Source organism: Streptomyces sp. NPDC051064, assembly GCF_044455985.1.
GTDB lineage: Bacteria > Actinomycetota > Actinomycetes > Streptomycetales > Streptomycetaceae > Streptomyces.
This window is the reverse complement of the sequence record NZ_JBITFK010000001.1, coordinates 1,231,133-1,251,681: the sequence shown is the minus strand read 5'-3', so window position 1 is coordinate 1,251,681 and position 20,549 is coordinate 1,231,133. Positions and strand designations below refer to the sequence as shown.

General features: G+C 70.4%; 17 protein-coding genes and 2 pseudogenes. 13 read left to right on the top strand and 6 right to left on the bottom strand.

The genetic code is table 11. From position 1 onward, the window contains the following. Positions 1 to 43 precede the first annotated feature (43 nt). From ACIBCU_RS05775 to ACIBCU_RS05765, 3 genes and pseudogenes are all read left to right on the top strand, one after another. Complete coding sequence (locus ACIBCU_RS05775; protein WP_362926807.1) at positions 44 to 748, top strand: response regulator transcription factor; 705 nt, start codon at positions 44 to 46, stop codon at positions 746 to 748. Further along, positions 745 to 2,223, top strand: a complete 1,479-nt coding sequence (locus ACIBCU_RS05770; protein WP_399229495.1) for a sensor histidine kinase — start codon at positions 745 to 747, stop codon at positions 2,221 to 2,223. Before ACIBCU_RS05775 ends, ACIBCU_RS05770 begins: the two co-directional genes overlap by 4 nt. A gap of 169 nt (positions 2,224 to 2,392) precedes the next feature. Further along, positions 2,393 to 2,698: pseudogene (locus ACIBCU_RS05765) on the top strand (TetR family transcriptional regulator C-terminal domain-containing protein); the annotation flags it as partial. A gap of 172 nt (positions 2,699 to 2,870) precedes the next feature. Here the strand turns inward: ACIBCU_RS05765 and ACIBCU_RS05760 are convergent. After that, positions 2,871 to 3,911, bottom strand: coding sequence for an NADP-dependent oxidoreductase (locus ACIBCU_RS05760; RefSeq protein WP_362926799.1), 1,041 nt, complete (start codon positions 3,909 to 3,911; stop codon positions 2,871 to 2,873). A gap of 70 nt (positions 3,912 to 3,981) precedes the next feature. Here ACIBCU_RS05760 and ACIBCU_RS05755 point away from each other — a divergent pair, with 70 nt between their 5' ends. The 10 genes and pseudogenes from ACIBCU_RS05755 (at position 3,982) to ACIBCU_RS05710 (ending at position 17,966) form a co-directional block, all read left to right on the top strand. Further along, positions 3,982 to 5,076 (top strand): helix-turn-helix domain-containing protein, encoded by a 1,095-nt coding sequence (locus tag ACIBCU_RS05755; RefSeq protein WP_362926798.1) that lies wholly within the window; start codon positions 3,982 to 3,984, stop codon positions 5,074 to 5,076. Between the two features lie 515 nt (positions 5,077 to 5,591). Next, positions 5,592 to 6,932, top strand: coding sequence for an FG-GAP repeat domain-containing protein (locus tag ACIBCU_RS05750; protein ID WP_399229491.1), 1,341 nt, complete (start codon positions 5,592 to 5,594; stop codon positions 6,930 to 6,932). 241 nt (positions 6,933 to 7,173) lie between these two features. Further along, positions 7,174 to 7,337: pseudogene (locus ACIBCU_RS05745) on the top strand (IS5/IS1182 family transposase); the annotation flags it as partial. A gap of 139 nt (positions 7,338 to 7,476) precedes the next feature. After that, positions 7,477 to 8,940, top strand: coding sequence for a cellulose binding domain-containing protein (locus ACIBCU_RS05740; protein ID WP_399229490.1), 1,464 nt, complete (start codon positions 7,477 to 7,479; stop codon positions 8,938 to 8,940). A 692-nt stretch (positions 8,941 to 9,632) separates the two neighbouring features. Next, a complete protein-coding gene (locus ACIBCU_RS05735) occupies positions 9,633 to 10,955 on the top strand; it encodes an ABC transporter substrate-binding protein (RefSeq protein ID WP_399229488.1) in 1,323 nt (440 codons plus the stop codon). A gap of 165 nt (positions 10,956 to 11,120) precedes the next feature. Then, a complete protein-coding gene (locus tag ACIBCU_RS05730; protein ID WP_362926791.1) occupies positions 11,121 to 12,122 on the top strand; it encodes a sugar ABC transporter permease in 1,002 nt (333 codons plus the stop codon). A gap of 14 nt (positions 12,123 to 12,136) precedes the next feature. After that, positions 12,137 to 13,057, top strand: a complete 921-nt coding sequence (locus tag ACIBCU_RS05725) for a carbohydrate ABC transporter permease (RefSeq protein WP_362926789.1) — start codon at positions 12,137 to 12,139, stop codon at positions 13,055 to 13,057. Positions 13,058 to 13,184: 127 nt separating this feature from the next. Then, positions 13,185 to 14,642, top strand: a complete 1,458-nt coding sequence (locus tag ACIBCU_RS05720; protein WP_399229485.1) for a GH1 family beta-glucosidase — start codon at positions 13,185 to 13,187, stop codon at positions 14,640 to 14,642. Positions 14,643 to 14,871: 229 nt separating this feature from the next. Further along, complete coding sequence (locus tag ACIBCU_RS05715) at positions 14,872 to 15,918, top strand: LacI family DNA-binding transcriptional regulator (protein ID WP_362926786.1); 1,047 nt, start codon at positions 14,872 to 14,874, stop codon at positions 15,916 to 15,918. 176 nt (positions 15,919 to 16,094) lie between these two features. Then, positions 16,095 to 17,966 (top strand): TerD family protein, encoded by a 1,872-nt coding sequence (locus ACIBCU_RS05710; RefSeq protein WP_399229483.1) that lies wholly within the window; start codon positions 16,095 to 16,097, stop codon positions 17,964 to 17,966. 81 nt (positions 17,967 to 18,047) lie between these two features. On the opposite strand, the gene ACIBCU_RS05705 is transcribed toward ACIBCU_RS05710, so the two are convergent. From ACIBCU_RS05705 to ACIBCU_RS05685, 5 genes are read right to left on the bottom strand one after another with little or no spacing between them, the layout of a single operon-like run. Further along, positions 18,048 to 18,521: a hypothetical protein gene (locus tag ACIBCU_RS05705; protein WP_399229481.1), complete on the bottom strand. Its 474-nt coding sequence runs from the start codon at positions 18,519 to 18,521 to the stop codon at positions 18,048 to 18,050. 48 nt (positions 18,522 to 18,569) lie between these two features. Next, positions 18,570 to 18,974: a gas vesicle protein K gene (locus tag ACIBCU_RS05700; RefSeq protein ID WP_399229742.1), complete on the bottom strand. Its 405-nt coding sequence runs from the start codon at positions 18,972 to 18,974 to the stop codon at positions 18,570 to 18,572. Between the two features lie 32 nt (positions 18,975 to 19,006). Further along, positions 19,007 to 19,267: a gas vesicle protein gene (locus tag ACIBCU_RS05695; RefSeq protein ID WP_393759029.1), complete on the bottom strand. Its 261-nt coding sequence runs from the start codon at positions 19,265 to 19,267 to the stop codon at positions 19,007 to 19,009. Then, positions 19,264 to 20,088, bottom strand: coding sequence for a GvpL/GvpF family gas vesicle protein (locus tag ACIBCU_RS05690; protein WP_399229477.1), 825 nt, complete (start codon positions 20,086 to 20,088; stop codon positions 19,264 to 19,266). The genes ACIBCU_RS05695 and ACIBCU_RS05690 overlap by 4 nt, the downstream gene beginning before the upstream one ends. Next, positions 20,085 to 20,546 carry a gas vesicle protein gene (locus ACIBCU_RS05685; protein WP_399229475.1) on the bottom strand — a complete coding sequence of 154 codons (462 nt, stop codon included), beginning with the start codon at positions 20,544 to 20,546 and terminating at the stop codon, positions 20,085 to 20,087. The genes ACIBCU_RS05690 and ACIBCU_RS05685 overlap by 4 nt, the downstream gene beginning before the upstream one ends. Positions 20,547 to 20,549 lie beyond the last annotated feature (3 nt).

Genomic DNA, 20,549 nt, shown 5'->3' with positions numbered 1-20,549 from the left:
CCGGGAGGGACCCCGTTCCTCCGGATGGGCTACGGTGCGGCGCATGCCTAGTGTGCTCGTGGTCGAGGACGACCAGTTCGTACGTTCCGCCCTCATCCGGCACCTGACCGAGGCCTCGCACACCGTACGGAGCGTCGGGACCGCGCTCGAAGCGCTGCGCGAAGTCGCCCACTTCCGCTTCGACGTCGTCGTCCTCGATCTCGGGCTGCCCGACCTCGACGGCTCCGAGGCCCTGAAGATGCTGCGCTCCATCACCGACGTACCCGTGATCATCGCGACCGCGCGGGACGACGAGGCCGAGATAGTCAGGCTCCTCAACGACGGTGCCGACGACTACCTGACCAAACCGTTCTCGGTGGAGCACCTCTCCGCCCGCATGGCGGCCGTCCTCCGCCGCACCCGTGGCCCCGGCGCCCAGGCGCCGCCCCCGCGGGTCCTCCAGGTCGGCGGGCTCTCCATCGACCCGCTGCGCCGCCAGGCCGAACTGGACGGCGCCGCGCTGGACCTGACCCGCCGTGAATTCGACCTTCTGGCCTTCCTCGCCGGCCGCCCCGGCGTCGTCGTCCCGCGCCGCGAGCTGCTGGCCGAGGTCTGGAAGCAGTCCTACGGCGACGACCAGACCATCGACGTCCATCTCTCCTGGCTGCGCCGCAAACTGGGCGAGACGGCCGCCCGGCCGCGCTATCTGCACACCCTGCGCGGAGTCGGCGTCAAGCTCGAACCACCGGCCCCGGGGCCGTCCGCATGAGATGGGCCCTGGTCAGGGTCTGCCTGGCGGTCACCGCCATGGTCGTGATCGCGTTCGCCGTCCCGCTCGGGCTCGTCATCAAGGAGATGGCCCGTGACCGCGCCTTCTCCGACGCCGAGCGGCAGGCCGCCACGATCGGCCCGACCCTCACCATCACCACCGACCGTGAGGAGCTGACCCGGGCCGTCCTGTCCACCGAGCCCGGCGGCCGGGGACGCCTCGCGGTCCACGTCCCCGCAGCCGGACAGGGCGGCGACCGCCTGGAGATCGGCACCCGGCGCGCCACCCGCGAGGACCTGGAGACCGTACGGAAGTCGGGCCGCGCCTCCATCGCCGAGGTGCCCGGCGGCTCCGCGCTGCTCCAGCCCACCGCGCTCGGCTCCGGAGGCATCGCGGTCGTCGAGGTGTTCGTGCCCGAGGACGAGGTCTCCAACGGCGTCGGAACGGCCTGGCTGGTGCTCGCCGGGGTCGGGATCGCGCTGATCGTCGGCTCGGTGGCCGTGGCCGACCGGCTCGGCGTACGGATGGTGGAGCCCGCCCAGCGGCTCGCGGGCGCCGCCCAGGACCTGGGGGAGGGCCGGCTGGGCACCCGGGTCCCCGAGGAGGGCCCCACCGAGCTCCGCTCCGCCGCGGTCGCCTTCAACTCGATGGCCGACCAGGTGGTCCAGCTCCTGGCCAACGAACGCGAACTGGCCGCCGACCTCTCGCACCGGCTCCGCACCCCGCTGACCGTGCTCCGCCTCAACGCCGCCTCGCTGGGCGAGGGCCCGGCCGCCGAGCAGACCAGGGCGGCCGTCGAACAGCTGGAGCACGAGGTAGACACGATCATCCGTACGGCCCGGGAACAGCGCCCGCAGACCCAGGGCGGGCAGACGGGGGCGGGAGCCGGGTGCGACGCGTCGGAGGTCATCCGGGAACGCATGGGGTTCTGGTCGGCGCTGGCCGAGGACGAGGGGCGCACGGTGCGGCTGGCGGGTGTGGACCGCACCGTACGGATCCCGGTGGCCCGGCCCGAGCTGGCCGCCGCTCTGGACGCGCTGCTCGGCAACGTGTTCCGGCACACCCCGGAAGGCACCGCCTTCGCGGTCGACGTGCACCACACCGGCCACGCGGTGATCGTGCTGGTCTCGGACGCCGGGCCCGGGATACCCGATCCGGAATCCGCCCTGGCCAGGGGTGCCAGCGGGCGGAACGGGGCGCGGGGCGAGGTGGGTTCGACCGGCCTCGGTCTCGACATCGTCCGCAGGGTCGCCGAATCCACCGGCGGCGACCTGCGGATCGGGCGGTCGGTGCTCGGCGGCACGGAGGTGCGCATCTGGATAGGGCTCGACGGCGGCCCGGCCGAGCGCGCGCGCCGGGGGCACCGGGTGGGGCGGCGTACCGGAAGGCGGGGGCCCCGGGGAGCGCGAGGCCGGAACGCAGAGTTCCGAGGTGCTCAGGGGGCCGGCCCGAACCCCAGGGACAGCCGGTCTTAAGTCGATAGCTGCTGCGATTCCGTCTGGTGCACGGTTTGGCCAGTCTCCTCGGATCTGACCCAGGCGGTGTCTGGTACCGCGAGCTTCGTGAACACCTGCTCCGCGCGTTCCGGAGTCAGCCGCATAGCGCCGTACCGTCCCAGCGTGTATCCGGTGCGATGCCCTGCAGGCCACCCGCCCTGGCTGCCCCGCCGGATGCCTGGGTGTGCAGGGCTCGCTGGCCTCCGGCGACTCCGGGCGGCCGGCCCAGGAAGCCCTGAGCGCCTGGCGCGACGAGGCCCGTGCTCGCCTCCGCCACCGGTTCCAGCAGGCCGTCGACGAGGGTGATCTGCCCCCCGGCGTGGACCCGGAACCGCTCGCTCGATACGTCATGACCGTAGCGAACGGCATCGCCGTCCAGGCTGCCGACGGTGCCACCCGCTCCGAACTCCAGCAGGTGGCCGACGTCGCGCTGCGGAACTGGCCACCCGTCTGACAGCAGGTGCCGCGGGAAGAACCGCGTCAGCGCGCTCGCGCCGGCCGACCATGATCACCGGCTTGGCGTCAACTGCTGTACTGATGCTCCCCGAGGCCGGAGTACCCCGGGTGTCCGCTGTCATCCAATTGGCTTTGTTCGCGAGTCGAGTACGGTTCGTAGGTGTCACGCCTCAGCGCACGGTAATGACCAGCTTCCCCGTGGTGCGGCCCGTCTCTCCCAGGACGTGGGCCCGGGCGCCTTCGGCGAGTGGGAAGGTGCCGGAGACGTGGGCACGGAGCCTGCCCCGGGCTACGAGCTCGGCGACGGCGCGCATCCCGGCCCCGTCGTGCTCAACGATCAGGATGACGGCGCGGACCTGTGCCTTTTCCGCCGCTGCCTGGGTGTCCTCGGCGCCCGGCATCAGGGAGACGAGGACACCGCCGGGGCGGAGCACGCCCACGGAACGGGTGGCAGTCTCCCCGCCGAGGGTGTCAAGGACGACGTCGTAGCGCTCCTCGGTTTCGGCGAAGTCCTCTGAGCGGTGGTCGATGCAGGCATCCGCGCCGAGCTCGCGCAGGAAGTCATGCTTGGGGGCGCTCGCCGTCCCGGTGACGTGCGCGCCGCGCTCCTTGGCTATCTGTACGGCGAGATGACCGACTCCGCCGGCTGCGGCGTGGATCAGCACCCGCTGTCCGGCCCGGAGGTCCGCGGTCTCGACGAGGGCCTGCCAGGCGGTGAGCGCGGCCAGCGGCAGAGCGGCCGCGTGGATGTGGTCGATCCCGGTGGGCTTGGCGGCGAAGGCGCGGGTGGGGCCGGTCACGTACTCGGCGTGGGAGCCGGCCCCGTACGGGTAGGGCAGCATGCCGAACACCTCGTCACCGGGCCGGAAGAGGGTGACGCCGAACCCGGTCTCCACCACGGTGCCGGAGACGTCCCAACCGAGGGTCAGCGGCGGGGGCGGCAGGAAGATGCTCAGGGCGCGGTGCTTGAAGTCCGTGGGGTTGAGTCCGGCCGCGTGCACGGCGACGAGGATCTCCCCAGGGCCGGGCGAGGGCCGCAGAAGCTCAGTCAGCTGCAGGACCTCGGGGCCGCCGAGGGCCGTCTGGTGCAGGGCGAGCATCACGGGGGCGCCGTCCGGAGCGGCGCGGTCCGCGGCGGCGCGGTCCGGAAAGTCCGTGGCAGCCGCCGGGTCCGGGAAGTTGAGGTGCTCAGAGGTGTCCGTCGAAGTCATGTCTCGATCCTGGCCGTACGGTCCGTCCGGGGCGATTGGCAAGAAGGTCAGCCTCCGATACATTCTTGCCATGCCCCTCGGCCCTGCCACCCGTCCCGCGTCCGCCGCCCCGTCCCAGGCCCGCGACCTCGCCGACCGCGCGGCCGAACTGGACTGCGGGCTGCGCCCGGATCTGCGGCCCGGCGCCCACAAGGTCGTCGTCCTTGCCCTCGACGGCGTCTATCCCTTCGAACTCGGCATCCCTCACCGGATCCTGGGTTCCGCCGATGGCCGCTACGAGGTGCTGTCCGCGAGCGTGGACGGGCAGCCCGTGCATACCGACTCGGACCTGATCGTCACCCCCGGGCACGGCCCCGAGGTGCTGGCCGAGGCGGACACCGTGGTCATCCCTCCGTACGCGATCTCCCCGGCGTCGGCCACCCCGGACCCGCACGCCCTCGCCGCCCTGTCCCGCGTCCGCCCTGGTACCCGCCTGGTGTCCATCTGTACCGGTGCCTTCCTGCTGGCCGCCGCCGGTCTCCTGGACGGGCGCCGGGCCACCACCCACTGGGAGCTCACCGACCACTTCCAGGCGTTGTTCCCCCAGGCCGAGTTCGACCCCGGTGTGCTCTTCGTCGACCACGGTGACGTGCTGACCTCCGCAGGGGCGGCGAGCGGTGTCGACGTCTGCCTGCACCTGGTGCGCCGAGACCACGGCAGCGAGGTCGCCAACCAGGTCGCCCGCCGCTGCGTCGTGCCGCCATACCGGGACGGAGGGCAGGCACAGTACATCGAGCGGCCGCTGCCGCCGGCGAGCGGAACCGGCACCGGGCCGACCCGCGATTGGGCGCTGCAGCGGCTGGAACAGCCTCTGCAGTTGGACGAGCTGGCCGCGCACGCGGCCATGAGCACCCGTACGTTCGCCCGGCGCTTCCGGGAGGAGACCGGTCTGAGCCCCGGCCGCTGGCTGACCCAGCAGCGGTTGCGACGGGCGCGGCACCTGCTGGAGTCCACCGACCTGCCGGTGGAACGGGTCGCCCACGAGGTCGGCTTCGCCACCGCCACCTCGCTCCGACGGCACCTGGCGGCGGAGGCCGGGGTCGCCCCGTCGGCCTACCGGCGCACTTTCCGTGCCTCGGGCGCGGCTGCGGGCAACGTCAGGGAAGCATCAGGGCCTGAGGGCTGACGGGCTCAGCCCCGACGGCCAGCTAGAGCGTGTAGATCCTCCGCCCACTCCCGACCGAGATCGTTGAGCACGGTGCGAGCCTCTATCTGCTCCCAGCCGCTCCGCGCCACCAGGTCCCCGCGATCTCCCATAGTCGGACCGGCACAATCCAGTCCCACCGCCCACTCTTCATGAAGGCGGTCTACCCAGACGCGGCATGTAGGGCTCTGTCCTAAGCGTTGGGCCGCGCAGATGAAGATCCGTATCGTCGGCCTTCCGGGCCCGGCCTGCGGCATTGACGACCGCGTCGGCCCCGGCGTCGGCGACGAGCGCCGCGATCTGCTCCGGTCCTGCTGTCACAGATCGAAGCCCGCGGGGCTACCCGGAGGATGCCGAGATCCGGCCGGAGGAAGCCCTGGCTCACCGCCGTACGTACCCGTGGGCCAGAAAGGGGGGCAGGACCGTCGTGCATCACCCCCGTAACGAAATGATCCGCTTCCTTGTGCGGGCCGCGTCCACGCCCGTGAAGTGGGCTGATGCACTTTCCGACAGCAGGCGGTCCGTTCTTCCGCCACTTGCGCGTGTGGCACGCCGTGGCGGCCTCCCTCGTAGTGGTGGCGGTGATGGCGTTCCTCGTCCTTCGGCCGTCAGGCGGCGCGCGTGCGGTGCCCAACAGTCCCTGCCGGGCGGTCGATTCCGCGCGCGAGGCCACGCCCGCGACCCCCGACCTCGACGGGGACGGCCTCGTCGATCTGGTGCACGAGATCTCCGAGACGGAGAACTTCGACCTCTTCGTCGTGCCCGGCTCCGAGCACGGTCCTGACCCCGACCGCACGACCGTCTTCGCCCACGACGACCTCGGTGTACCGCACGACGTCCAGACGGGCGACGACCCGTTGCAGCCCACGGTCGCCGACCTGGATGAGGACGGCCACGCCGACCTCGTCGTGAGCGGCGCCGCCCAGGTCCTGTGGGGAGGCCCCAAGGGCCCGCGGATCGGCGGAGCGCACGGGCGTGTGCCACTGCCGGGCAGCGGATACCACACCGCGCCGGTCGCCGGCGACTTCGACGGGGACGGTCACACCGACCTCGCGGTGTTCAGGGACTCGAACGAGGCTCGGGAACTGGTCGTCCTCAAGGGACCGTTCAAGCGCTCCGGCGCCCCGGTCAGGACCGTGGAGATCCCCAGCCCGGTCCACGAGGGCGCGTCACCCGTACTGGTCGCCGGGGACGCGAACGACGACCGTGCCACCGATCTCGCGCTCTACGACTCTCCGTGGGTTCCGCCCCTGCTGTTCACCGGCGGCGCCCGTACGGTCGGCGGCCTTAGCAAGGAACCCAAGCGGCTGCCGGAGGGCGAGAACATCGTCTTCGGCGACTTCGACGGCGACGGGCGCCAGGACATCGCCATCGGTCGGAGCTTCGTCGACAGCTACGACGAGGTCGACACACCTCACCGGCGCGGCCAGGTCAACGTCCGCTACGGGAAGGAGCCGGGGAAGTGGGTCACCATGGACGGCGGCGACTTCAAGGAGGGCTTCGGCACCAGGCTCGCCGTCGGGGACTTCAACGGCGATGGCTGCGACGACCTGGCCGTACAGCTCACCAAGAAGAAGGAGGCGGGGGACGCGCGGATCGAGGTGCTGCAGGGCGGCTCCGAGCACGGGCTCGGATCGAAACCCTGGCACTCCACCAAGCGGTCCGTGCCGGGTGACGACGGCCCCGACGGTGGCACGCTCTTCGCCGTCCACGACTGGGACGGCGACGGCCGCGCAGAACTGACCATTCTCGGCGAGGACAGATGGTGGATCACCGACGGCACGGGCCGCGAGGAGGCATCCTTCCCGGTCGCCCCCAGCAAGGATCAAGGTTCGTAGGTACATGCTTGCTGTCCCGGGCCCGTAACGGGTGCCGCTCTGCCGCCTCGGCGATCACGCCCTCGAACTGCTGCCGCAGCCGCTCGGGATACGGGCCGTACTCACCGACCGGTAGATACGGCTCGACGAACCCCCGTTCCTGGCACGTCAGTTGCGCGTGCCTCATGCACACTGGACTACCGGATCCACCTTCGCAACGAGAGCGACTCCGGCAAATTGATCACGACTCGATGCAGGGCAACACCTGGGGCGCCGCAGGTCGGTGATCGAGCGGACGATGTCGTGGCTGTCCGGCTACCGCAGGCTCAGCCCCCCTACGAACGCCAACCAGGCAACTACTGGGCCTTCCTCGGCCTCGCCGCAGCCCTCTGCTGCTACAGACGACTCCTCAAACTCGCCATGTAGGACACCGTCTTAACCGGCACCGATGTCTCCCTTAAGCAAACCCTAAGAACAGCAACTCGGGTCCCATGAGTACCTTTTGCCTGGTTGCCGGCGGCTAGCGTGCAGACGCAATCACCCCCCGGCAGGACAGAGGCACGCGATGGGCACCAGTACGCACCGCCGCACGACGAGCACCCGCACGAAGGCCGTCGGCGCCCTCGTCGCGGCGGCCGTCGTGGGCGGCACGGTCTTCGCGCTCACCGGCACCGCGCAGGCGGCGGCCGTGGGCGCCACGTACACGAGGGCCAGCGGCTGGACCGGTGGCTACACCGGGCAGTACGTCGTCTCGAACGACACCGGGACGGTCCAGTCGGGCTGGACGCTCGAATTCGACCTGCCCGCCGGCACGGAGATCGACTCGCTCTGGAACGGCGAGCACACCGTCAGCGGAAACCACGTCACCGTGAAGCCCGAGAGCTGGAACAAGGACATCGCTCCTGGCGCGTCCGCGACGGTCGGCTTCGTCACCACGTCCGACCCCGCGACGGCCGCCGCCGATCCGGAAGGCTGCCGCATCAACGACGCCGCCTGCTCCGCGGACGGCGGCGCGACCCCGGAACCGAGCGGACGCCCGACCGGGACCCCGGCGCCCACATCGACGCCGACGGAGGACGCCACGCCCACGGAGACCGCGACGGCCGAACCGTCCGAGATCCCCGGGGGCACGGCCGGCGGAGCGGGATTCGCCCCGTACGTCGACACGTCGCTCCACCCCGCCTACGACCTCCTCGACACCGCGTCCAGGACCGGCGTCGAGGAGTTCAACCTGGCGTTCATCACGTCGGGCGGCAGCTGCGCCCCGCTGTGGGGCGGGGTCACGGGACTCGCCGACGACAAGGTGGCCGCCCAGATCGGCGCGCTGCGGGCCGAGGGCGGCGACGTGCGGGTCTCCTTCGGCGGGGCGGCCGGCGCCGAACTGGCGCTGCACTGCTCCTCGGTGGAGGAGCTCGCCGCGGCGTACGCCGAAGTCATCGACACGTACGAGCTGACCAAGGTCGACTTCGACATCGAAGGCGGCGCACTGCCCGACACCGCCGCCAACTCCCGACGCTCGGCCGCCATCGCCCAGCTCCAGAAGTCGCACCCCGGTCTCGACGTGTCCTTCACGCTGCCCGTGATGCCCGAGGGGCTGACCCAGCCGGGCGTGGACCTGATCGCGGACGCGAAGAAGAACGGAGTCTCCATCGACGCGGTCAACATCATGGCGATGGACTACGGGGCGTCGTACAGCGAGGACATGGGCGACTACGCCACCCAGGCGGCCACCGCCACGCAGGCCCAGATCAAGGGCGTGCTCGGGCTCACGGACGCGGAGGCGTGGAAGGCCGTCGCGGTCACCCCGATGATCGGCGTGAACGACGTCGCCACCGAGATCTTCACCGTCGAGGACGCCACGCAGCTGGTGGAGTTCGCCCAGGAGAAGGGCATCGGCCGGCTGGCGATGTGGTCGGGCACGCGGGACGCGCAGTGCGAGGGCGGCGCGAAGCCGACCGCGGACGCGACCTGCAGCTCGGTCCTCCAGGAGCCGCTGGCCTTCACCAAGGCGTTCGGCGCCTTCGGATAGTCCGCACCACCCCTTCGGCCATCACCTCGACGCGCGCGTCCCGGCCGCCCCCCACGCCCCCCACACCCGGCCGGGACGCGCGTCCCCTCCGTACCCCTCCAGGCCCGTTCCCCGGTGCGCGGAGGGGTACTGCTGTGCCCGCCCGTACGGAAGGAACCGGAACCTCCCCGCGCCGCAGTGGAGTTCGGGGAAAGAACACGGAAACGCCCCATGACCCCCCTGTGCACCTCCGTGACCCCCCGCCCCGTTCATTTTCCGGCGGGCCTTTCGTGACGGCGGGGGCTCGAGGGGCCCTTTCGAGCGTGGCGCGGAAATCTGCGCGGCGGACGGCCCTTTCTCACGGCCGGAACGGCATGCCGACGCCCAACACCTCGCTGAGCTGCGGCAATTGGGATTCCCGCGCACTTCACATGCAGGGTGCGGAGGTAAACGCAAGCCCTCGGTCGGACACGTTCCCGTGACTTGCAGGACACGCTCGGGCAACGGAAGCGTCTTCAACTCTTGACACCCACCCCGGGAGGTAGCAATCTTCCGGCATCAGCGCATGGGAGCGCTCCCATATCGGACGAGGTTTTTCGCTCGTGCGGGGGACGGCACCGCCCATGTCGTCTCCGCACCACCGGCACCCGCACCCACCAGCGCGTATGCCGCAGATCGAACGCAAGTCCCACCCTGGAACAAGGAGTAGTGGAATGCGCATCACCCGCACCGTCGCAGGTCGAAGCCGCAGAACCGCCATCATGGCCACAACGGGCCTCACGGCCGCCGCCCTGCTGCTGACCGGCTGCGGCGATTCCGGCTCGGATTCCGACGAGGCCGACGCGGACGGGAACATCACCCTGACCCTCGCCGACTTCGGACAGTTCGGGTACAAGGAGGCGAAGCTCTTCGAGAAGTACCACGAGCTCCACCCGAACATCACGGTCAAGGCGAACACCGCCGCCGAAGAGCCGGTCTACTACACCAAGTTCCTCCAGCAGCTCAACACGGGCAGCGGCCTGGCCGACGTGCAGGGCATCGAAGTCGGCCGCGCGAAGGAACTCGTCGACACCAAGGCGGACGCCTTCGCCGACCTGTCCAAGGTCATCGACACCAGCCAGTGGGTGAACTGGAAGGCGCTGCAGGCGACCACCGACGACGGCAAGGTCATCGGCGCCGGTACCGACATCGGCCCGATGTCCATCTGCTACCGCCGTGACCTCTTCGAGCAGGCCGGACTGCCCACCGACCGCGAGGAGGTCGCCGCGAAGCTCGCCGGCGGCTGGGAGGACTACCTCAAGCTCGGTGAGGAGTACGTGAAGAAGGCCCCCAAGGACACCTTCTTCATGGACTCCGCCAGCGCCATGTACAACGGCGTGGTGAGCTCCGGCTCGGAGCAGTACTACGCGAAGAACGGCGACCCGATCTACAAGGAGAGCGCCGGCGTCAAGGCGGGCTGGAAGCTTGCCTCCGAGGCGGTCGACAAGAAGCTGACCCAGGGCCTGGCCCAGTTCCAGGACCCGTGGAAGGCCGCTCTCCGCCAGGGCACCATGGCCACCGTTGCCTGCCCCGCGTGGATGGCGGCCCAGATAGCCACGTACTCCGGCGACGAGTTCAAGGGCAAGTGGGACATCGCCCGCACCCCGGGTGAGACCGCGGCCAACTGGGGCGGTTCCTTCCTCGCCGTGCCCGCGAAGGGCAAGCACGTCAAGGAGGCCGGTGAGCTCGTCAAGTGGCTGACCGCGCCCGAGCAGCAGGCCGCCGTGTTCAAGGCCGCCGGCCTCTTCCCGTCGAACAAGGGCGCCTACGAGCTCCCCGACGTGAAGACCGCCAAGCTCGAGTACTTCAACAACGCCCCCATCGGTGAGATCTACGCCGAAGAGGCACAGGTCATCCCGGCCGCGGTGCTCGGCCCGAAGGACGGCGTGATCAAGGACACCTTCTCCAAGCAGATCAACAACATGGAGCAGCGGGGCACCGCTCCGGATGCCGCCTGGGATGCCGCCATCAAGGACATCGACAAGGTGGTCGGCTGATCTTCCACCGTGCGGCCGGCCGGGACCAGCGCGTCCCGGCCGGCCCGCACCGGTGCCGGTTCCCTCACCGGCACCGCGCACCTTCTCCGACACCCCCGCCGGGCCTGACCAGAGGACCGGCCTGCCCCTGAGGTGTCGGCACACCCCAGGGAAGGACTCCCACCTGTGGCAACCACGACCCCCACCCGGGACGCGCACGGCGGCCCCCGGCCCAGCCGCCGCGCTCCGAAGCCCATGACTCCCGGCCGCCAGGCGTGGCGCAGCCGGCTGTGGCGATTCGACGACAAGGCGTCGCCGTACGCCTACATCGCGCCGTTCTTCCTCGTCTTCGGAGCCTTCGGGCTCTACCCGCTCGTCTACACCGGCTGGATCGCCCTGCACAAGGTGGAGATGACCGGCCTCGACCAGATGGAATGGGTCGGCTGGGAGAACTTCAGCACCATCCTGCAGGACTCCGAGTTCTGGACCGCGGTCACCAACACGTTCGTCATCGGCGTCATCTCGACCGTCCCGCAGTTGATGGTCGCGCTGGGCCTCGCTCACCTGCTGAACTACAAACTGCGGGCCAGCACGTTCTGGCGCACGGTGATCCTCACCCCGTACGCCACCTCGGTGGCCTCCGCCGCCATCGTCTTCGCCCTGGTGTTCCGGGCCGACGGCGGTCTGCTGAACTGGGTGCTCGGATTCTTCGGTTTCGGCGAGACGAACTGGGTCAACGGCCACTGGACGTCCAACATCGCCATCGCCGTCATCGTGATCTGGCGCTGGACGGGTTACAACACCCTGATCTACCTCGCCGCGATGCAGGCGGTGCCGTCCGACCTGTACGAGGCCGCCTCGCTCGACGGTGCCTCGCGCTGGCAGCAGTTCCGCAACGTGACGATTCCCGCGCTGCGGCCGACGATCCTTTTCACGATCGTCGTCTCGACCATCGGCTCGATGCAGCTCTTCGGTGAACCCCTCCTTCTGGAGGGCGGCACCAACGGCGCTCAGGGCGGCACCGAGCACCAGTACGAGACGCTCAGCATCTACCTCTTCAACTACGGCTGGAACCTCGGGCATCTCGGTACGGCCGCCGCGGTCGCCTGGGCCATGCTCATCCTGCTGCTGCTCATTGCCGCGATCAACTGGCTCATCGGGCGCCTCGGGCGCAAGACCGCGGCCTGACGGGAGCCATATCCATGACCACCACAAGCCCCATCACCGCTCCGGACCACCGGCGCGTCTCCAAGGCGGCCGTCCGTGACGAACCCCCGCGCCGCCGCTTCAGGCCAGGCGCCGGCCGTCAGCACCACGCGGGCCCCTTCGCCTACTTCGCCCTCGCCGTCGTCGGCCTCGGCTCGCTGTTCCCGCTGTACTGGACGCTCGTGGCCGCGTCCCGTACCCAGGACGAGATTCTGGGCACCACCCCGCCGCTCATCCCGGGCGGGAACCTGTTCCACAACCTCCAGGCGGCCTGGGAGCAGGCCCACCTCGGCAAGGCGATCGTCAACACGGTGATCGTGTCCGCCAGCATCACGCTGGCGACCCTGTTCTTCTGCACCCTGGCCGGTTACGCCTTCGCGAAGATGCGCTTCAAAGGCCGTGGCGCACTGATGACGGCGGTCATCGCCACGCTGACGATCCCCCCGCAGCTCAGCGTCGTACCGCTGTTCATGATGATGTCGGACATCGGCTGGGGCGGTCAGCTGGAGTCGGTGATCTTCCCGACCCTGGTGAGCGCGTTCGGTGTGTTCTTCATGCGCCAGTACCTCGTGGAGGCCCTGCCGTACGAACTCATCGAGGCAGCCCGGGTGGACGGAGCGAACAACCTCCGCATCGTGTGGAGCATCGTGCTGCCGGTCGCCCGACCGGCCATGATGGTGCTCGGCATGCTCACCTTCGTGCAGGCCTGGAACGACTTCTTCTGGCCCTACCTCGCTCTGAACGCGGAGAACCCGACGCTCCAGGTGGCACTCGGCGAGCTGAGCGCGTCCTACGTGCCCGACCAGAGCATCGTCATGGCGGGCGCGCTGATCAGCACCCTGCCGCTGCTCGTCGTCTTCGTGATCTTCGGCAAGCAGATCGTCGGGGGCATCATGTCCGGCGCCGTCAAGGGCTGACCTGCCCGTCCGCCGCGGTCCGTACCCGGCCGCCCCGTACGGCCTGTACCTGACCACAGGCCGTACGGTTGCCGGGTCCCGCACTTCCCCGTCCTCGTCCCGTCCACCCCCATGGGAGCGCTCCCGCATGACAGCCGTACGACCCGACACCACCCCGAAGCAGGCGCCCGAGACGCAGTTCCCCACGGGCTTCATCTGGGGCGCGGCGACCGCCTCCTACCAGGTCGAGGGCGCCGCCGCCGAGGACGGCCGCACGCCGTCCATCTGGGACACCTTCAGCCGTACGCCCGGCAAGGTCCGCAACGGCGACACCGGCGACATCGCCGCCGACCACTACCACCGCTACCGCGACGACGTCGCGCTCATGAAACAGCTCGGGCTGAAGGCGTACCGCTTCTCCGTCTCCTGGTCCCGGGTCCAGCCCACCGGCCGCGGCCCCGCCGTCGAGCGCGGTCTGGACTTCTACCGCAAGCTCGTCGACGAGTTGCTGGACGCCGGCATCATGCCCGTCGCCACCCTCTACCACTGGGACCTGCCCCAGGAGCTGGAGGACGCCGGCGGCTGGCCCGAGCGCGTGACCGCCGACCGCTTCGCCGACTACGCCGCCATCGTCTCGGGCGCCCTCGGCGACCGCGTCGGCATGTGGACCACCCTCAACGAGCCCTGGTGCTCGGCCTACCTCGGTTACGGCTCCGGTGTGCACGCCCCCGGCCGTACCGAGCCCGCAGCGGCGCTGCAGGCGGCCCATCACCTCAACCTCGCCCATGGCCGGGCGATCGAGGTTCTGCGCGCCCAACTCCCCGCTTCTGCGCAGACCTCGGTCACCCTCAACCTCCATCAGGTCCGCCCCCTCACCGACAGTGAGGCCGACGCGGACGCAGCCCGCCGCATCGACGCGGTCGGCAACCGCGTCTTCACCGGCCCGATGCTGCGCGGGGAGTACCCCGCGGACCTGATCACCGACACCTCGCACCTGGTGGACTGGTCGAAGCTGGTCAGGGACGGCGACCTCGCCACCATCTCCCGCCCGGTCGACGCCCTCGGCATCAACTACTACACCCCGACGCTGGTCTCCACCCCGGTGGACGGCGCCGACTACGCGCGCAGCGACGCCCACGGGGCCAGTGACCATTCCCCCTGGCCCGGCTCCGAGCACGTCGCCTTCCACCTCGCCGAGGGGAAGGAGCGCACCGCCATGGACTGGTCGATCGACCCCGACGGGCTCTACAACCTGCTCATGGACGTCACCAGGGACCACCCGGGCCTCCCGCTGATGGTCACCGAGAACGGCGCCGCGTTCGACGACTACGTCTCTCCGGAGGGCAAGGTCGCGGACCCGGAGCGGGTGGCGTACCTGCACGGTCACCTCGACGCCGTGCAGCGGGCGATCGCCGACGGCGCGGACGTCCGCGGCTACTTCCTCTGGTCGCTCATGGACAACTTCGAGTGGGCGTACGGCTATTCGAAGCGCTTCGGCGCGGTGTACGTCGACTACGCCTCCCAGCGCCGGATTCCCAAGACGAGCGCCCACTGGTACTCCGACGTGATCCGCCGCCACGCACTGCCCCCGGTCGGCACCGTCTGACCCCGACCGGCACGGAAAAGCGGGACCCGGCACTCCGCCGGGTCCCGCTTTTCGTGTCCGCCCCGCCCGCCTTACGTGTTCGTCATCCGGACCCCGTACGCTTGGGAGCGCTCCCAAGAGTTGTGGCGCTGCAGGGACCGCTGGGTCCTGCCACGTGTCAAGGGATCGGACGGTGGGACTTGGTTTGGCCGACCCGCTGTGAGAAATTGACCGCGAACGGGAGGCAGCCATGGCGGCAGCGCGAGTACGGAGTGGCGGGCGGCCCACGCTCGAAGAGGTAGCGGCCCGGGCCGGAGTGGGGCGGGGCACGGCCTCACGCGTCATCAACGGCTCGCCGCGGGTCAGCGCACAGACCCGGGAGGCCGTCGAGGCGGCGGTCGCCGAACTGGGTTACGTCCCCAACCGCGCGGCCCGCGCCCTCGCAGGCAACCGCACGGACGCCATCGCGCTCGTCGTGCCCGAGTCCGAGACCCGGTTCTTCGCCGAGCCCTACTTCTCGGACATCGTGCGGGGCGTCGGCGCGGCCCTCGCCGACACGGAGATGCAGCTGCTGCTGACCCTCGCGGGCAACGACCGCGAGCGCCGCCGGCTGGCCCAGTATCTGACCGCGCACCGGGTCGACGGAGTGCTCCTGGTCTCCGTCCACGCCGACGACCCGCTGCCGGACCTCCTCGAACAGCTCGGCATGCCCGCCGTGATCAGCGGCCGCAGGCACGCGGCGGAGACGCTGCCCTCCGTGGACTCCGACAACTTCGAAGGTGCACGCGCGGCCGTCGACCACTTCATATCGCGAGGCCGCCGCTCCATCGCCACGATCACCGGCCGCCTGGACGTCTACGGTGCCCAGCGCCGCCTCGACGGCTACCGCAAGGCCATCGCCGCGGCCGGTCTCGACCCCGACGAACGGCTGATCGCCCCCGCGGACTTCAGCGAGGAGGGCGGCGCCCGCGCGATGCGGGAGCTGCTGGAGCGCCGTCCCGACGTGGACGCGGTCTTCGCCGCCTCCGACGTGATGGCCGCGGGCGCCCGCCACGTCCTGCGCGAGTCCGGCCGCCGCATCCCGGACGACGTGGCCCTGATCGGCTTCGACGACTCCGCGGTGGCCCGCCACATGGACCCGCCCCTGACGAGCGTGCGTCAGCCGATCGAGGAGATGGGCCGCACGATGACCCGCGTCCTGCTGCAGGAGATCGCGAACCGCTCGTCGGGCGACGGCGCGCAGGAGCGGCCGAGGATCGTGCTGCCGACGGAGCTGGTGGTCCGGGAGTCGTCCTGAGGTTCGTGCAGCCGGCCGGGCACTCATATGAACGACTTGTCTTTCACAACTCCTCCATAACTGGAGCGTTCGGCCGCTAGGATTCCTCGCGTACGGCGAACGTGTGACGCACCACACAACGTCACACTCTTCTGCCGCGCGTGCGTTCCGGGCCGGCAGCGCATTTGGGGGGTCGCATGCAGAAGATGATCAAGGGTGCCAACGTCGGTCTGGCCACGCTGAGCGAGGACGTCGGGTCCGTGGTGATGAGCCTCGGCTGGGGCAGCGCGAACGCGGAGGGGGACGCGGACGTCTCCGTGCTCCTGCTCGACGGCAACGGCAAGGTGCGCAGCGCCGCCGACTTCTGTTCCCACAAGAACCCGGTCGTCGGAGACGGCAGTGTGCAACTGCTCGGTAAGGCCGCCACGACGGATGGCGACGAGGCCCGGATCAGTTTCGACCTGGACGCCGTACCACCTGACGTCGAGCAGATCATCGTGGCGGCGAGCCGTCACGGAGGGTCCCGGTTCGGGGATCTCGACGACCTCCGCCTGACCGTCGCCGACAGTTCCGGTCAGGGCCTCGTCCAGTTCGCCATCGAGGACGCCGGGGCCGTGAGTGCCTTCATCTTCGGAGAGCTCTACCGGCGCGGCAGCGAGTGGAAGTTCCGAGCCGTGGGCCAGGGCTACGAATCCGGACTGGCCGGACTGGCGACGGACTTCGGTGTCGACATCGATGCGGATGCACAGGGTGCGGCCCTGAGCCCGGACGAGGACGCCGTGACCGACGCAGGCCCGCAGGTCGCGTCCCCGACGGCGACGGTGCCCTCACCCCGGGCATCGGAGCCCGCGCCCGAGGCCGTAGCGAGCGCCGAGGAGCCGAGAAGCGAGGAGAAGCCTGCGGGGCGAACCGGCCCCACGCCGGACCTCCCCGAAGACCTCGCCACGAGCGAAACCCCGACCGACGCTGCCGACGCCCCGGGTGACGACAGCGACGCCGACCGGGAGGCTGTCGAGCATGAGCGGGCCGAGCTACGGGAGTTCATCAAGGGGCTGAGCCCGGACGACATCAAGTCGGGCGGCTGGTTCACCAAGCTCAGCGCTCAGGCCCTGAGTTCCTACACCGCCAAGGTCGACCGGCAGTACTTCCAGGAGCGGTACGAGGGCGTACCCGCGGATGCCGTCGTCGATCAGCGGATCAAGATGGCGGCACGGTACGCCGCGCTCGAAGGCGGGCTCTCCGCCGGGGCCTACACGGCGACCGTCGCCGCCACCCTCGGGAGCCTGGGTGGCGCGTCGGCGGCGACCGTCCCGGCCGCCGTCGCGACCATGATGGTCGATGTCGCGTTCGTCACCCGGCTCCAGCTGCGCCTGGCCTACGACGTCGCAGTCCTCTACCGGGTCCCGCTCGACCTGTCCGACCCCGACGACATGTGGAAGCTCATTCGCGTGGCCTTCACGATCAAGAGCGGGGAGGTGGTCCGGGAAGGCGTGATCAAGGCGGTCCCGGCCCTCATGCGGCCGGTGATCAAGCGCTTCTACTCCAAGGGGGTGCTGACCGCCGCGAAGGGGCTCCCCGTCGTCGGGAAGTACCTCCTGCAGCGCAACGTCATCAAGATCGGTATCCCCGTGGTCGGCGTTCCGCTCGCGGTGGTGCTGAACCGCTATACGACGCTGCTCGCGGGCCGGCACGCGCAGGCCGTCTTCCGGAACGAGGCGCGGGTGATCGAACTCGCCGAGGGGCTCAGCAAGCGGAGTCAGCACCCGCAGTTGATGCTGTGGGTCGCGTGGCTCGTCGTCATGGCGGACGAAAAGATCGCCGATGACGAGGCGCTGTTGATGCGGCACCTGGTGAGACTGGCCCGGGATCAGCACCAGGTGGTCGACGAACAGCTCGCCCACGTCGTCGACGTCGACCCCGCCGAGGTGTGGCGACGCCTGGACGCCGAGCCGGGGGATCTGAGCGACCTCCTCGACGCGGCTGACCGGGTGGCCACGGTGGACGGGGACGTCAACGCGCGAGAGAGAGCTGTCATCTCCGAGCTCCGAGATCACTGCCGCCGGGTCTGACGAGGTGCTCCGCAGGCAAGAGGGCCGACAGTGGTCTGTCGGCCCTCTTGGGGAGGGGGCGCGGCGAGGGCCGCGGTGCGGTCAGATCCGGCCGCCGGTGAGGCGGGTGATCGGTCCGGCATGGGTCTTGGCCGTCTGGCGTCCGAGGGCGAACGCGCCGCCCAGGAGACCGCCGACGCCCGCGGCGGCTCCCACCGCTATGGCCTTGCGGTGCTTGACGACCGTCCACGCGGTGGTGGCCGTCGAGGTCACCTTCCCTGCTGTGTCCAGGACGGTCTGCCGGCCCGTGTCCCAGCCGGCGGCCGCTGCGCGCTTCGTCGCCTGGCCGGCCGACCGCACTCCGGTCTCCGCCGAGCGGGCGGCTTCCCCGGCGGAGGACTTGGCGTCCTGCGCCGATGACTTGGCCTTCGAGGCCGCGACCGCCGAGCCGGACTTGGCGTGGTTGTTGGCTGCCGCGGTGGTCTGTCGCCCCTTGGCGGCGGCCGTCCTGGCACCCGTACCGGCCTTCGCCGCAGAACCGTTTACCTTCTTGGATTCTTCGCTCTCTGCAGTCATGGTGTTCGTGTTACCCCTCGCCGCGGCTCGAAACGGTGCGGTGAAAATTCAGCCGGAATCCCGTGGAAGCAGTGAACCCAGCGGACCCAGATCCAGGTTGAGGTCCTCCATGGTGAGGTCGTAGCGCTCGCAGAGCTCCGACATCCGGTCCTGGAGGATCATCAGCGTCATGCCGATGCGTTCCTCCTGGTCCTCACGGAGATCGCCCACGTCGACCCGGTGCAGAGCGGTGCGCTCCATGAGCTGGCGCAGCAGTTCGACGATCGTCAGCACCAGTTTGATGAGGTCGCGTTCCACCGTCTCCGGGTCGGTCTCCAGCCGCTGGGCCGGTCCGCTGCGCGTGCTCGCCTCGTCGGGCCTCGCGGGCACCAGATCGAAAGCGCGGGCCGCCGCCTGGGCGACCTCCTGGAGGTTCTGCGTACGCGGCTGTGTTTCCCCGGTTTCCTCGACCATGGACTGCTCCTCGTTCATTCGCCGTGCGGTCCTCACCACGGCGCCGGTTCGTCCGACGTGATCGACCGGATCACGGCCCTCAGGTTGATGTGCACCAGGTCGACGTCGGCGATGGAGAGGACCAGATCGCCCGTGAGCACCGCTCCTCCGTTCAGCAAGCGGTCCAGCAGGTCGATCAGTGCCACCTGGCGCCCGGCCAGGGACTCGATGGACTCGTCGGGCGGCCCGGAATGCCCGGTGCGGGGTTCGGCGAACCCCGCACCGGGCATGGCGGCGCCCAGTTCGTCGTTCATCGCGGATCACCGCTGTCCGCCGAGGGCGGCGTCGCGAAGGAGTACGGGGCCCAAGGGCCGGTGATCTCCACGCGCACGCCCGGTACGTCGTCGGCGAGCCCCGTGAGGGCCGCGCGGAACGCGTCGGCCTCGGTGCCCTGGACCAGATAGGCGTCGTTGACGATGTTCTCGCCCGCGGCCTGGGCGAGGTCTCCCTGCTGGGGACGGTGCGTGACGTGCGCCCGGGCGATGCCGGCCACCCGGGCGGGCACCTCGGCGGCCACCGAGCCCGCCGCCCGGTAGGTCGCGCGGTGGTTCTGCTGCTGTGCACGGCGCCGCTGCAGGTAGGCCCGCCCGGGTGAGCCCGGCGCCTCCGCCTCCGCTCCGCCGCCGCCCACCGAGACCGCCTCGCGCGGGTCGGCGTAGATCTTGACGCCGAGCTCGACATGGCCTTCGAGGCGGGCGAGCAGAGCGGAGAACTCGGCCTCGCGCGCGCCGAGCATGTCCTGGACACGCCCGTCGTCGAGGTACACCGTCACCAGCCGCATCGGCAGTACGGCCGCGTGCTCGTAGGCCGCCTCGACGACCGCGTGGTGGGTGCGGGCCAGCACCTCCAGCCGGCCGAGGTCCTCCATCTGCGCCTTCACGCCCTCGGTTCCGTACGACGCGGAGGGGACCGACGAGACCAGGGCGACGAGGTCCCCGGCGCGGACCGTCCGCAGAGGAGACCCCTCCAGGCCCGGCCGCCCCGCGAGAGCCGCCTCGAGAGGGGCTCCGGCGCGGCTGACGGCGTAGACGTAGGACATCTCCGGGCCCGTCGCCGGGTCCACTTCCGCAGTCACTTCGCATCCTCACCTTCCGCGTTCTCCACGCCGGCACGCCCGGTGAGCGCGTCCTGGCCGGCCCCGGCCGCCGATGAGGCCGGCAGCCCCACAGCGGCCCTCAGCTCGGCAATCTCGGCCCGGAGCCGTGCGTTCTCCGCCTCCACCGCCGTTCCGTCCCGCGACGCGTCCACCGCCTGGGGCCTCTGCCGGGGGCGGGCCCTGGAGGAGAGCGAGGGATCGTGCTCCCACCAGTCGATGCCCATCTCCTTGGCCTTGTCCACGGAAGCGACCAGCAAGCGCAGCTTGATCGTCAGGAGTTCGATGTCGAGCAGGTTGATCTGGATGTCACCCGCGATGACGACGCCCTTGTCCAGGACGCGTTCGAGGATGTCGGCCAGATTCGCGGAGGACTGCTGCTGGCCGTACGGGGACGCTCCCGAAGAGGCCCCCATCCGGCCGGCCAGTGAGTCGGACACGTC

Coding starts and splice junctions, on each gene's coding strand:
- ACIBCU_RS05775 (WP_362926807.1), top strand. CDS start 44: ATGCCTAGTGTGCTCGTGGTCGAGGACGACCAGTTCGTACGTTCCGCC.
- ACIBCU_RS05770 (WP_399229495.1), top strand. CDS start 745: ATGAGATGGGCCCTGGTCAGGGTCTGCCTGGCGGTCACCGCCATGGTC.
- ACIBCU_RS05760 (WP_362926799.1), bottom strand. CDS start 3,911: ATGACTTCGACGGACACCTCTGAGCACCTCAACTTCCCGGACCCGGCG.
- ACIBCU_RS05755 (WP_362926798.1), top strand. CDS start 3,982: ATGCCCCTCGGCCCTGCCACCCGTCCCGCGTCCGCCGCCCCGTCCCAG.
- ACIBCU_RS05750 (WP_399229491.1), top strand. CDS start 5,592: ATGCACTTTCCGACAGCAGGCGGTCCGTTCTTCCGCCACTTGCGCGTG.
- ACIBCU_RS05740 (WP_399229490.1), top strand. CDS start 7,477: ATGGGCACCAGTACGCACCGCCGCACGACGAGCACCCGCACGAAGGCC.
- ACIBCU_RS05735 (WP_399229488.1), top strand. CDS start 9,633: ATGCGCATCACCCGCACCGTCGCAGGTCGAAGCCGCAGAACCGCCATC.
- ACIBCU_RS05725 (WP_362926789.1), top strand. CDS start 12,137: ATGACCACCACAAGCCCCATCACCGCTCCGGACCACCGGCGCGTCTCC.
- ACIBCU_RS05720 (WP_399229485.1), top strand. CDS start 13,185: ATGACAGCCGTACGACCCGACACCACCCCGAAGCAGGCGCCCGAGACG.
- ACIBCU_RS05715 (WP_362926786.1), top strand. CDS start 14,872: ATGGCGGCAGCGCGAGTACGGAGTGGCGGGCGGCCCACGCTCGAAGAG.
- ACIBCU_RS05710 (WP_399229483.1), top strand. CDS start 16,095: ATGCAGAAGATGATCAAGGGTGCCAACGTCGGTCTGGCCACGCTGAGC.
- ACIBCU_RS05705 (WP_399229481.1), bottom strand. CDS start 18,521: ATGACTGCAGAGAGCGAAGAATCCAAGAAGGTAAACGGTTCTGCGGCG.
- ACIBCU_RS05700 (WP_399229742.1), bottom strand. CDS start 18,974: ATGGTCGAGGAAACCGGGGAAACACAGCCGCGTACGCAGAACCTCCAG.
- ACIBCU_RS05695 (WP_393759029.1), bottom strand. CDS start 19,267: ATGAACGACGAACTGGGCGCCGCCATGCCCGGTGCGGGGTTCGCCGAA.